Source organism: Streptomyces sp. NPDC051576 (assembly GCF_040681835.1).
GTDB lineage: Bacteria > Actinomycetota > Actinomycetes > Streptomycetales > Streptomycetaceae > Streptomyces.
The window spans coordinates 325549-338070 of the sequence record NZ_JBFAZO010000013.1; the positions used below are offsets into that span (position 1 = coordinate 325549).

At 69.3% G+C, this 12522-nt stretch carries 11 protein-coding genes; 8 read left to right on the plus strand and 3 right to left on the minus strand.

The window, feature by feature from the left end:
- Positions 1–12: 12 nt before the first annotated feature.
- Positions 13–1029 carry a LacI family DNA-binding transcriptional regulator gene (locus AB0M63_RS36870; protein ID WP_355919444.1) on the minus strand — a complete coding sequence of 339 codons (1017 nt, stop codon included), beginning with the start codon at positions 1027–1029 and terminating at the stop codon, positions 13–15.
- 224 nt (positions 1030–1253) lie between these two features.
- Here AB0M63_RS36870 and AB0M63_RS36875 point away from each other — a divergent pair, with 224 nt between their 5' ends.
- Complete coding sequence (locus AB0M63_RS36875) at positions 1254–2063, plus strand: endo-1,4-beta-glucanase (RefSeq protein ID WP_366022435.1); 810 nt, start codon at positions 1254–1256, stop codon at positions 2061–2063.
- 111 nt (positions 2064–2174) lie between these two features.
- Complete coding sequence (locus AB0M63_RS36880; RefSeq protein ID WP_366022436.1) at positions 2175–4106, plus strand: acyl-CoA dehydrogenase family protein; 1932 nt, start codon at positions 2175–2177, stop codon at positions 4104–4106.
- Positions 4107–4113: 7 nt separating this feature from the next.
- Here the strand turns inward: AB0M63_RS36880 and AB0M63_RS36885 are convergent, their stop codons facing one another.
- On the minus strand, positions 4114–4563 hold the full coding sequence (locus AB0M63_RS36885; protein ID WP_355919453.1) for a lamin tail domain-containing protein: 450 nt from the start codon (positions 4561–4563) through the stop codon (positions 4114–4116).
- Positions 4564–4751: 188 nt separating this feature from the next.
- Between AB0M63_RS36885 and dxr the strand changes: the two genes are divergently transcribed.
- The 6 genes from dxr to AB0M63_RS36915 all read left to right on the plus strand — a co-directional run bounded on the left by dxr (position 4752) and on the right by AB0M63_RS36915 (position 12054).
- Complete coding sequence (dxr, locus tag AB0M63_RS36890; RefSeq protein ID WP_355919455.1) at positions 4752–6020, plus strand: 1-deoxy-D-xylulose-5-phosphate reductoisomerase; 1269 nt, start codon at positions 4752–4754, stop codon at positions 6018–6020.
- Positions 6021–6028: 8 nt separating this feature from the next.
- Positions 6029–7321, plus strand: coding sequence for a site-2 protease family protein (locus tag AB0M63_RS36895; protein ID WP_366022464.1), 1293 nt, complete (start codon positions 6029–6031; stop codon positions 7319–7321).
- A gap of 168 nt (positions 7322–7489) precedes the next feature.
- The gene (gene ispG / locus AB0M63_RS36900; RefSeq protein ID WP_355919458.1) at positions 7490–8647 is read left to right on the plus strand and encodes a flavodoxin-dependent (E)-4-hydroxy-3-methylbut-2-enyl-diphosphate synthase; all 1158 of its coding nucleotides are present in this window, start codon (positions 7490–7492) and stop codon (positions 8645–8647) included.
- A 157-nt stretch (positions 8648–8804) separates the two neighbouring features.
- The gene (locus AB0M63_RS36905) at positions 8805–9653 is read left to right on the plus strand and encodes a GNAT family N-acetyltransferase (RefSeq protein WP_355919461.1); all 849 of its coding nucleotides are present in this window, start codon (positions 8805–8807) and stop codon (positions 9651–9653) included.
- A gap of 54 nt (positions 9654–9707) precedes the next feature.
- Positions 9708–10277, plus strand: a complete 570-nt coding sequence (locus tag AB0M63_RS36910; protein WP_366022437.1) for a GNAT family N-acetyltransferase — start codon at positions 9708–9710, stop codon at positions 10275–10277.
- A 73-nt stretch (positions 10278–10350) separates the two neighbouring features.
- On the plus strand, positions 10351–12054 hold the full coding sequence (locus tag AB0M63_RS36915) for a proline--tRNA ligase (RefSeq protein WP_366022438.1): 1704 nt from the start codon (positions 10351–10353) through the stop codon (positions 12052–12054).
- Between the two features lie 54 nt (positions 12055–12108).
- Here the strand turns inward: AB0M63_RS36915 and AB0M63_RS36920 are convergent, their stop codons facing one another.
- The gene (locus tag AB0M63_RS36920; protein WP_366022439.1) at positions 12109–12510 is read right to left on the minus strand and encodes a hypothetical protein; all 402 of its coding nucleotides are present in this window, start codon (positions 12508–12510) and stop codon (positions 12109–12111) included.
- Positions 12511–12522 lie beyond the last annotated feature (12 nt).

Genomic DNA, 12522 nt, shown 5'->3' on the forward strand with positions numbered 1-12522 from the left:
GGAGAAGCGGGGTCAGGAAGTGCCGGCGGGCACCGGTCCGGTGCTCGCCCGTACCGTCAACTCGGGTGCGATCAGCACGACTTCGTCGCTGCCGCGCCCGTCCAGCTTGGCCACCAGATGCTCGACGGCGTAACGCCCCATCTCCTGCGCGGGGATGGCGACGGACGTCAGCCGCACCGAGGCCTGGGTGGCGACCTGGTCGGGGCAGACCGCGACCACCGACACGTCCTCCGGCACGGCCCGGCCCTGCTGGCGCAGCAGCGCGAGCAGCGGTTCGACCGCCGACTCGTTCTGCACGACGAAGCCCGTGGTGCCGGGGCGCTCGTCGAAGATCCGGGCCAGTGTCACCGACATCGCGTCGTACCCGCCCTCGCACGGCCGATGCAGCACCCGCAGGCCCAACTCCCGTGCCCGGGACCGGAGTCCGTCGAGGGTGCGCTCGGCGAAGCCGGTGTGCCGCTCGTAGACCGCGGGTGCCTCGCCGATGACAGCGATGTCGTGGTGACCGAGCTTCGCGAGATGCTCGACGCAGAGCGCGCCGGTCGCCCCGAAGTCGAGGTCCACACAGGTCAGTCCGGTGGTGTCGGCCGGGAGCCCGATCAGCACGGACGGCTGGTCGGTGCCGCGCAGCAACGGCAGCCGCTCGTCGTCGAGTTCGACGTCCATCAGGATCATCGCGTCGGCGAGCCCGCTGCCGGTGACCCGGCGCACCGCGTCGGGACCCTCCTCGCCGGTGAGCAGCAGAACGTCGTAGCCGTGCAGGCGGGCGGTGGTCGCCACGGCGATGGCGATCTCCATCATCACCGGCACATACATGTCCGTCCGCAGCGGCACCATCAGCGCGATGATGTTCGACCGGCTGCTGGCCAGGGCGCGGGCGCCCGCGTTCGGGTGGTAGCCCAGCTCGCGGATGCTCTGCTCGACCCGCTGCCGGGTGGCTCCGGAGATGGACCGCTTGCCGCTGAGGACATAGCTCACCGTGCTCGCCGAGACTCCGGCGTGCTGGGCGACCTCGGCGAGGGTGACCATCCAGCTCTCCAAGCTTTGTGAAGCGCTTCGACAGTGCGCATTGCTGACAAGGGCGACTGAGGGTGGTTCGACATTAGCTTCAGGCGGTGTGGGGTGTCCATAGGTTGTCGAAGCGCTTCGACACTTTCTCTCGAAGCCTTGATCGGCGATTTCCGAGGCAACCTCCGGGCGGGTCGGCGGCCACTGAGAGGTCGTAGACGAACCGTCCCCCGGAAGGACCCCCGATGCAACACCGCAGACCCCGCCTCTCGAAGAAGGCGAAGGTGCTGGCCGCCGCCGCGGTCGCCCTCACGGCTGTCGCCGGCGTCACCGTCGCCCAGGCGGGCGAGTCGAGCAAGAAGTGCGGGGCCTACGACACCGTCACGCTCGGCAAGTACTACGTGAACAACAACCTCTGGGGCCAGGACAAGGCCACCGGCAGCCAGTGCGTCTGGGACAACTCCCAGTCGGGGTCCACCATTTCGTGGGGCACGTCGTTCAGCTGGGCCAACAACGCCAAGGGCACGGATGCCGACGTGAAGTCGTACGCCAGTACCGTCCTCGGCTGGCACTGGGGCTGGAAGGTCGACAAGGCGACCACCGGGCTGCCGATCCGGGTCGGCGACCGCAAGCCGGTGAGAACGAGCTGGGACTTCTCGCTCAGCAGCAACCCCGGCACGCTCGATGTCGCGTACGACCTGTGGCTGCACTCCAAGAACACCGCGGACTGGCAGGACCAGCCCACCGACGAGATCATGATCTGGCTCAACCGGCAGGGCGGTGCGGGCCCCCTCGGCACCAAGTACGGCAGCGTCAGCCTCGACGGCGCCATGTGGGACATCTACCAGGGCGACATCGGCTGGAACGTGTACTCCTTCGTCCGCCGGGCCAACACCACCAAGGCGACCCTGAACATCGACGACTTCACCCAGGCCCTGGTCCGCCGCAAGCTGCTGAGCAATGACAAGTACCTCTCCGGCATCGAGTCCGGCACCGAGGTCTTCAAGGGCTCGGGCCGTCTTGACACGAAGGCGTACTCCGTCGACATCGGCTGAACGGACGCGCGAAGGGTGGCCGCTTCGCGGCGGATCGGGTAGATACGAACGGGTAGCACCCATCGGTAACCGCCGAGGGGCCAGGGCCCGATTCGCGGCGAGGTGAGCCTCATGTCCGCTCCATCCAGCAAACCCACCGTCACCGAGCGAGAAGCCCGGCAGGTGGCGGAGGCCGCCCGGGAACAGGACTGGCGCAAGCCCAGCTTCGCCAAGGAACTGTTCCTCGGCCGCTTCCGGCTCGACCTCATCCACCCGCACCCGATGCCGCCGGACGAGGACGCGCGTCGCGGCGAGGAGTTCCTCGCCAAGCTGCGCGTCTTCTGCGAGACGGAGATCGACGCCGCCCGCATCGAACGCGAGGCACGCATCCCCGACGAGGTCATCCGCGGCCTCAAAGAGATCGGCGCCCTCGGCATGAAGATCGACACCAAGTACGGCGGCCTCGGCCTCACCCAGGTGTACTACAACAAGGCGCTGGCCCTCGCGGGCTCGGCCTCCCCGGCGGTCGGTGTGCTGCTCTCCGCCCACCAGTCGATCGGCGTACCGCAGCCGCTGAAGCTGTTCGGCACGGACGAGCAGAAGGCGGAGTTCCTGCCCCGCTGCGCCCGCACCGACATCAGCGCCTTCCTGCTCACCGAGCCGGACGTCGGGTCCGACCCGGCGCGGCTGGCGACCAGCGCGGTGCGGGACGGGGACGCGTACGTCCTCGACGGGGTGAAACTCTGGACCACGAACGGCGTGATCGCCGACCTGCTGGTCGTGATGGCCCGGGTGCCGAAGAGCGAGCACGGCAAGGGCGGCATCACCGCGTTCGTCGTGGAGACCGACTCGCCCGGCATCACCGTCGAGAACCGCAACGCCTTCATGGGCCTGCGCGGCATCGAGAACGGCGTCACCCGCTTCCACCAGGTCAGGGTGCCCGCCGCCAACCGCATCGGCCCCGAGGGTGCGGGCCTGAAGATCGCGCTCACGACCCTCAACACGGGTCGCCTCTCGCTGCCCGCGTCCTGTGTCGCGGCCGGCAAGTGGTGTCTGAAGATCGCCCGTGAGTGGTCGGCGGCCCGTGAGCAGTGGGGCAGGCCGATCGCCGACCACGAGGCGGTGGGGGCGAAGATCTCCTTCATCGCGGCGACCACCTTCGCCCTGGAGGCCGTACTCGACCTCTCCTCCCAGATGGCCGACGAGGACCGCAACGACATCCGGATCGAGGGCGCGCTGGCCAAGCTCTTCGCCTCCGAGATGGGCTGGCTGATGGCCGACGAGCTGGTCCAGATCCGCGGCGGACGAGGCTTCGAGACGGCGGAGTCCTTGGCCGCTCGCGGCGAGAAGGCGGTACCCGCCGAACAGGTCCTGCGCGACCTCCGTATCAACCGCATCTTCGAGGGCTCGACGGAGATCATGCATCTCCTCATCGCCCGCGAGGCCGTCGACGCCCACCTCACGGTCGCCGGCGACCTCATCGACCCCGACAAGTCCCTCCAGGACAAGGCGAAGGCGGGCGCCAACGCGGGTGTCTTCTACGCCAAGTGGCTCCCGAAGCTGGTCGCGGGCAGCGGCCAACTCCCGGGCACCTACGGCGAGTTCCGCCAAGGCATCGACCTCTCCAAGCATCTCCGCTACGTCGAGCGCAACTCCCGCAAGCTGGCCCGCTCCACCTTCTACGCGATGTCCCGCTGGCAGGGCCGCATGGAGACCAAGCAGGGCTTCCTGGGCCGGATCGTCGACATCGGCGCCGAACTGTTCGCGATGAGCGCGGTCTGCGTACGGGCCGAACTCCTGCGCTCCCAGGGCGATCACGGCCGCGAGGCCTACCAACTCGCCGACGTCTTCTGCCACCAGTCCCGCATCCGCGTCGAGGAACTCTTCGGCCGCCTGTGGACCAACACCGACGACCTCGACCGCAAGGTGGTCAAGGGGGTCATGGGCGGTGCCTACCAGTGGCTGGAAGAGGGCATCGTCGACCCGTCGGGCGAGGGCCCGTGGATCGCCGACGCGACCCCCGGACCCAGCAAGGTGGAGAACGTCCACCGACCCGTCGACTGACCCCGGATCAGCAGTACTTGTCGCTCGGATCCCGCGTCGTCCAGGAGCAGGTGTCGACCTTGCTGCCGGTCGACCTGGTCAGCGTCGCCGTGTCGCTGGTGTTGTTCCAGACGTAGGCGGCGCGGCCCTGGTACGTGTTCGACGCGGTGTCCGAGCCCTTGCCCGTGTGCACCTTGATGTACTTGCCCGCACCGATCTTGATGTTCTTGAAGACGTACCGGTGGTTGGAGACGTCCTTGAGGACCCACCCCTTGAGCGAGATCGCCGACCGGCTGGTGTTCTTGATCTGCACCCACTCGCCGTTGAGGCTCGTGTTGGACCGGTTGTCCGAACCCGGGCTGTCGAACCAGACGTGGTAGATCGTGACCCCGCCGGCGGCCTCGGCCGGGGTGCTCAGCAAGGTGCCGGTGAATATCACGGCGCCCGCGAGCGCGGGCAGGGCAGCGCGTATCCGCATGGAGAATCCCCCCAGGATCTCGTCACCGCACCGGTCGTCCACCGGCGCAGGACTGAAGTGTTATCACATGAACTTCACGCCACATTCACAAACGGTGATTTCGCTTCAATAACCGACGAGAGCTGATAAGCCACCCGCTCGAGGGAACCGCTGTCCACCACGGCATCCGTTGCGGCAACAATGGAGAGATGAGCGACAGTCCAGCACCCCTCGCCGACCCACATCTCGTCTACGACCCCGTCGTGGGCGACGGTCCCAAGGCCCTGGTGATCCTCGGGTCCACCGGGTCCATCGGCACCCAGGCCATCGACCTGGTGCTGCGCAACCCGGACCGGTTCCGGGTCACCGCCCTCGCCGCCAGCGGGGGCCGGGTCGGGCTCCTCGCCGAGCAGGCGCACCGGCTCCGGGTGCGGACCGTCGCGGTCGCCCGCGAGGACGTCGTACCGGCACTGCGCGAAGCGCTCACCGCGCGGTACGGCACCGGGGAGCCACTCCCCGAGATCCTCGCCGGACCGGACGCGGCCACCCAGGTCGCCGCCTCGGACTGCCACACCGTACTGAACGGCATCACCGGGTCCATCGGCCTCGCGCCCACCCTCGCCGCCCTGGAGGCGGGCCGCGTCCTCGCGCTCGCCAACAAGGAGTCGCTCATCGTCGGCGGCCCGCTGGTGAAGGCGCTCGCCAAGCCCGGCCAGATCATCCCGGTCGACTCCGAGCACGCGGCGCTCTTCCAGGCCCTCGCCGCCGGCACCCGCGCCGACGTCCGCAAGCTGGTCGTCACCGCGTCCGGCGGCCCCTTCCGCGGCCGTACGAAGGCGGAGCTGGCGAACGTGACCGTCGCGGAAGCCCTCGCGCACCCCACCTGGGCCATGGGCCCGGTGATCACGATCAACTCCGCGACCCTGGTGAACAAGGGGCTCGAAGTGATCGAGGCGCACCTGCTGTACGACATTCCCTTCGATCGCATTGAGGTGGTCGTGCACCCGCAGTCGTATGTCCACTCGATGGTGGAATTCACGGACGGCTCGACAATCGCCCAGGCGACGCCCCCCGACATGCGCGGGCCGATCGCCATCGGGCTCGGCTGGCCCGAGCGGGTCCCGGACGCGGCGCCCGCGTTCGACTGGAGCAAGGCGTCGACCTGGGAGTTCTTCCCGCTCGACACCGACGCGTTCCCCTCGGTCGGCCTCGCCCGGCATGTGGGACAGCTCGCGGGCACGGCCCCGGCGGTGTTCAATGCGGCGAACGAGGAGTGCGTGGAGGCGTTCCGTACGGGCGCGCTGCCGTTCAACGGCATCATGGAGACGGTGACACGAGTGGTCGACGAACACGGGACACCGGCCGGGGGAACCTCGCTGACCGTGCCGGACGTCCTCGAAGCGGAGACCTGGGCGCGTGCCCGGGCCCGCGAACTGACAGCGCAGACGACCACGGCGAACGCGGAGGCGCGTGCATGACAGCCCTGATGATGATCCTCGGCATAGTCGTCTTCGCGGTCGGCCTGCTGGTCTCGATCGCCTGGCACGAGCTGGGGCATCTGTCCACGGCGAAGCTCTTCGGCATCCGGGTGCCCCAGTACATGGTCGGCTTCGGCCCGACCATCTGGTCCCGGAAGAAGGGCGACACCGAGTACGGGTTCAAGGCCATCCCGTTCGGCGGCTACATCCGCATGATCGGCATGTTCCCGCCCGGCGACGACGGCCGGATCACCGCCCGCTCCACCTCGCCCTGGCGCGGCATGATCGAGGACGCCCGCTCGGCGGCCTTCGAGGAACTCCAGCCCGGCGACGAGACCCGCCTGTTCTACACCCGCAAGCCCTGGAAACGGGTCATCGTGATGTTCGCGGGCCCCTTCATGAACCTGATCCTGGCGGTGGCGCTCTTCCTCACCGTCCTGATGGGCTTCGGCATCTCGCAGCAGACCAACACGGTGAGTTCGGTCTCCCAGTGCGTCATCGCCCAGAGCCAGAACCGCGACACCTGCAAGTCCACCGACCCGGCCTCCCCGGCCGCCGCCGCCGGCCTCAAGGCCGGCGACAAGATCCTCAGCTTCAACGGCGTGAAGACGACCGACTGGAACAAGCTGTCCGACCTGATCCGCGCGGCCCCCGGCAAGACGGTCCCGATCGTCATCGAGCGCAAGGGCCAGGACGTCACCCTGCACGCGAAGATCGCGAGCAACCAGGTCGCCAAGAAGGACTCCAGCGGCCAGATCGTCCAGGGGCAGTACGTCACCGCCGGCTTCCTCGGCTTCAGCGCCGCCACCGGCATCGTCCGCCAGGACTTCGGCGACTCGGTCACCTGGATGGGAGACCGCCTCGGCGAGGCCGTCGACTCCATCGCCGACCTCCCCGGCAAGATCCCGGCCCTGTGGAACGCGGCCTTCGACGGCGCCCCCCGCCAGGCCGACTCCCCGATGGGCGTGGTCGGCGCGGCCCGCGTCGGCGGCGAGATCTTCACCCTGGACATCCCGCCCACCCAGCAGTTGGCCATGGCCCTGATGCTGGTCGCCGGCTTCAACCTCTCCCTGTTCCTCTTCAACATGCTCCCGCTGCTCCCGCTCGACGGCGGGCATGTCGCGGGCGCCCTGTGGGAGGCGCTGCGGCGGAACCTGGCGAAGGTGCTCAAGCGCCCGGACCCGGGCCCGTTCGACGTGGCGAAGCTGATGCCGGTCGCCTATGTGGTGGCGGGGATCTTCGTCTGCTTCACCCTGCTCGTCCTCGTCGCGGACGTGGTTAACCCGGTGAAAATCTCCTAGTCACCCCTGGTTCGTGGCGGCCTCGCATTGTTCGTGCGGGGCCGCTCCCCATTGAGTGGGTTTACCTCCGGGATGTGCTCCGGCCCGCACGCTTGACGTAATCTCGAAGCCTGGAGCCCGCTGTTCCGGGACCGGGGCCTTGATCCACGACTTGGGGTTGCACAGCAGATGACTGCGATTTCTCTCGGCATTCCGTCCGTTCCGACCAGGCTCGCCGAGCGCCGCAAGAGCCGGCAGATCCAGGTCGGATCCGTGGCGGTCGGCGGCGACGCGCCGGTGTCCGTGCAGTCCATGACGACCACCCGTACGTCGGACATCGGAGCCACCCTCCAGCAGATCGCCGAACTCACCGCGTCCGGCTGCCAGATCGTCCGCGTGGCCTGCCCCACGCAGGACGACGCCGACGCGCTGGCCACCATCGCCCGCAAGTCGCAGATCCCGGTGATCGCGGACATCCACTTCCAGCCGAAGTACGTCTTCGCGGCGATCGAGGCCGGCTGCGCGGCGGTCCGGGTGAACCCCGGCAACATCAAGCAGTTCGACGACAAGGTCAAGGAGATCGCGCGGGCCGCGAAGGACCACGGCACCCCGATCCGCATCGGTGTGAACGCGGGCTCGCTGGACAGCCGACTGCTGAAGAAGTACGGCAAGGCGACCCCCGAGGCGCTGGCCGAGTCCGCCCTCTGGGAGGCGTCCCTCTTCGAGGAGCACGGCTTCCAGGACATCAAGATCTCGGTGAAGCACAACGACCCGGTCGTCATGGTCGAGGCGTACCGTCAGCTCGCCGCCCAGTGCGACTACCCCCTCCACCTCGGCGTCACCGAGGCGGGCCCGGCCTTCCAGGGCACGATCAAGTCGGCGGTGGCCTTCGGCGCGCTCCTCTCGCAGGGCATCGGCGACACGATCCGCGTCTCGCTCTCCGCGCCTCCGGTGGAGGAGGTCAAGGTCGGCAACCAGATCCTGGAGTCCCTGAACCTCAAGCCCCGCCGCCTGGAGATCGTCTCCTGCCCGTCCTGCGGCCGTGCCCAGGTCGACGTCTACAAGCTGGCCGAGGAGGTCACGGCGGGCCTGGAGGGCATGGAGGTCCCGCTGCGCGTCGCGGTCATGGGCTGTGTCGTGAACGGTCCGGGCGAGGCCCGCGAGGCCGACCTCGGGGTCGCCTCCGGCAACGGCAAGGGCCAGATCTTCGTCAAGGGCGAGGTCATCAAGACCGTCCCCGAGTCGAAGATCGTGGAGACCCTCATCGAGGAAGCGATGAAGATCGCCGAGCAGATGGAGGCGGACGGCGTCGCCTCCGGCGAGCCTTCGGTGGCGGTCGCGGGCTGAGTGCCTTCTTCCACGTCCGTGCCCCGGCGCCCCCTCAGGGCGGGTGCCGGGGCACACCTGTACGCGGGCCCGGAACGGTCGCGGCGCGGGGCGGCGCCGCAAAGCTCTGCCGGGTAAAGTGCTGAGATCCGCAGACCCCAGGGTGAGGCTCCCGACCGTGTTGACGCAGACCACCTCCCGGGTCCTCGAACCGAGCGACCTGGACGCCGCGCTCGCCGTACTGGACCGCGAGCCGGTCACGAACGCCTTCGTGACCTCGCGGGTGCAGGTCGCGGGGCTCGACCCGTGGCGGCTCGGCGGCGAGATGTGGGGCTGGTACGAGGACGGGATGCTGACGTCCCTCTGCTACGCGGGCGCCAACCTCGTGCCGATCTGCGCGACCCCCCGGGCCGTCCGCGCCTTCGCCGACCGCGCCCGCCGGGCCGGCCGCCGCTGCTCCTCCATCGTCGGCCCGGCCGACGCCACCGCCCAGCTCTGGCGGCTCCTCGAACCCAGTTGGGGCCCGGCCCGCGAGGTCCGCTCCCACCAGCCCCTCATGGTCGCCGACCGGCTGCCCACCGACATCGCTCCCGACCCCTACGTCCGCCGCATCCGCAAGGACGAGATGGACACGATCATGCCGGCCTGCGTCGCCATGTTCACCGAGGAGGTCGGCGTCTCCCCGCTCGCGGGGGACGGGGGACTGCTGTACCAGGCGCGCGTCGCCGAACTCGTCGGCTCCGGGCGGTCGTTCGCCCGCCTCGACGAGTACGGCAAGGTCGTCTTCAAGGCGGAGATCGGCGCCGCGACGACCCGGGCCTGCCAGATCCAGGGCGTGTGGGTGGCCCCCGAGTACCGGGGCAGGGGAGTGGCCGCACCCGCCATGGCATCCGTCCTGCGCTACGCCCTGGCGGACGTCGCCCCGGTCGTCAGCCTCTATGTGAACGACTTCAACACCCCGGCCAGGCGGGCCTACCTGAGGGTCGGCTTCCAGGAGGTCGGCGCGTTCATGAGCGTTCTGTTCTGACCGGAACCCCGCGCGCAGTTCTGAGCCCCAAGCACTGCCTGTAGTCTCCCCGGCATGCTGCGATTCCCAGGTCACGGCCACCGCCACCCCGAAGACGTCGTGATCGGTCCCCTGGACCTGTCCGCCCACGTGGACGAAGCCCTCGCAGTCCAGGCCCTGGCCTTCGGCCTGGGGGCGGACGAGGTGGCCGTACGCCGTCAGATCGTCCTGCGCCACATGACCTACCCGGGCGCCCGAGCCCTCGGCGCCACCGCGGAAGGCCGCCTCGTCGGATTCGTCTACGGCATGCCCAACGACCGCGCCCACTGGTGGTCCACCGTCGTCGAGCCGTACCTCCGCGCCCGCGACCACGACGCATGGCTCGACAACTCCTTCGTGATCACCGAGCTGCACGTCCACCCGCAGTACCAGAACCGCGGTGTCGGCCGCTCCCTGATCACCACCGTCACGGACAGCGTCGCCGAACCCCGCTCGATCCTCTCCGCGATCGACACCGACAGCCCGGCCCGCGGCCTCTACCACTCCCTCGGCTACGAGGACCTCGCCCGCCAGGTCCTGTTCCCCAGCGCCCCGAAGCCGTACGCCGTCATGGGCGCCCCACTTCCGCTGCGTCGCCGCGGTTAACCGATTTCCACCGGCACAGCGCGCCCGGCTAACCTCCTAGCCATCACCCTTTCCCGGCAGGAGTACGAGAACCATGGCGAACGCACCGGTCCAGCGCATGTCCCAGTTGATGGCGAAGACGCTGCGCGACGACCCGGCGGACGCCGAGGTCCTCAGCCACAAGCTCCTGGTCCGGGCCGGCTACGTCCGCCGCACGGCCGCCGGTATCTGGAGCTGGCTACCCCTCGGCATGCGGGTTCTGCGCAACGTGGAGCGGGTTGTCCGTGAGGAGATGGACGCGATCGGCGCCCAGGAGGTGCTGCTCCCCGCCATCCTGCCGCGCGAGCCCTACGAGGCGACCGGCCGCTGGGAGGAGTACGGCCCCGAGCTGTTCCGCCTCCAGGACCGCAAGGGCGGCGACTACCTCCTCGGCCCGACCCACGAGGAGATCTTCACCCTGCTGGTGAAGGACCAGGCGTCCTCCTACAAGGACCTGCCGGTCATCCTCTACCAGATCCAGAACAAGTACCGGGACGAGGCCCGCCCGCGGGCCGGCGTTCTGCGCGGCCGCGAGTTCCTGATGAAGGACTCGTACTCCTTCGACACCGAGGACGAGGGCCTCGCCCACTCCTACGCCCTGCACCGCCAGGCGTACCAGAAGGTCTTCGAGCGCCTGGGCCTCGACTACCGCATCTGCGCCGCCACCGCGGGCGCGATGGGCGGCTCCAAGTCGGAGGAGTTCCTCGCCCCGGCCGAGGCCGGCGAGGACACCTTCGCCGACTGCCCGAACTGCGACTTCGCCGCCAACACCGAAGCGATCACGTACGAGTTGAAGCCCGTGGACGCCACCGGCGTGCCCGCGCTCGAAGAGATCCCCACCCCCGACACCCCCACCATCGAGACCCTCGCCGCCCACCTCGGCGTCCCCGCCTCCGCCACCCTCAAGAACCTCCTCGTCAAGGTCGACGGCGAGATCGTGGCCGTGGGCGTCCCCGGTGACCGCGAGGTCGACCTCGGCAAGGTCGAGGCCCATTTCGCCCCCGCCCCCGTGGAGTTGGTGACGGCGGAGGACTTCACCGGCCGCCCCGACCTGGTCCGCGGCTACGTCGGCCCGCAGGGCCTGGGCGACAAGGTCACCTACATCGCCGACCCGCGCGTGGCCCCCGGCACCTCCTGGATCACCGGCGCCAACAAGGACGCCACCCACGCCAGGAACGTCGTCGCGGGCCGTGACTTCGAGGTCGGCGAGTACGTCGACGTCGTGGTCGTCAACGAGGGCGACCCCTGCCCCAAGTGCGGCACCGGCCTCAAGCTGGACCGCGCCATCGAGATCGGCCACATCTTCCAGCTCGGCCGCAAGTACGCCGACGCCCTCAAGCTCGACGTCCTCGGCCAGCACGGCAAGCCGGTCCGCGTCACCATGGGCTCCTACGGCATCGGCGTCTCCCGCGCGGTCGCCGCCCTCGCCGAGCAGTCCGCCGACGACAAGGGCCTGTGCTGGCCCGCCGAGGTCGCCCCGGCCGACGTGCACGTCGTAGCCGCCGGCAAGGCCCTCCAGACCGAACTCGCCCTGGACGTCTCGGAGAAGCTGCGCGCGGCCGGCCTGCGCGTCCTGGTCGACGACCGGGCCGGGGTCTCCCCGGGCGTCAAGTTCACCGACTCCGAGCTGATCGGCGTACCGAAGATCCTGGTCGCGGGCCGCCGATCGGCCGAAGGCGTCCTGGAGTTGAAGGACCGCAGGACCGGCGAGCGCGAGGAACTGACGGTCGACGAGGCGATCGCCCGCCTGGCTGTATGAGCTCGACCGCGTAAATAAAGCTCTCAGAGAGTTCTCGGGAGGCGTATGGGCGCCTCACAGACTTCTCTCAGGTCGTTCCCCGACCGTAGTGAGTGACAGAGAGTCACTGCGGAGGGGAACGACCATGACAGTCAAGGAGCGTGGGGCCGCTGCGGCGGTCCGCAGAGGCAGGCGGCGCATCGCGGCGGCCACGGCGGCGGTCACACTGGCGGCGGCCGCCGGGGTGTTCGCCCTGGTCGGCACGATGCAGACGTCGACCGACGCGGACACCACGGCGAGCAACACCAACACCGGTTCGTCGTCGGCCTCTTCGACTGCGACGCCCTCGCCGTCCGCCTCGTCCACGACGTCCAGCACGGACAGCTCGTCCTCGTCCTCATCTTCTTCATCCTCCTCGGACCTCCAGTCCTCCTCGTCCGGTGTGACGTCGTCCTCCGGCGGCTCCACCGACTCCACGTCGGGGGCGTC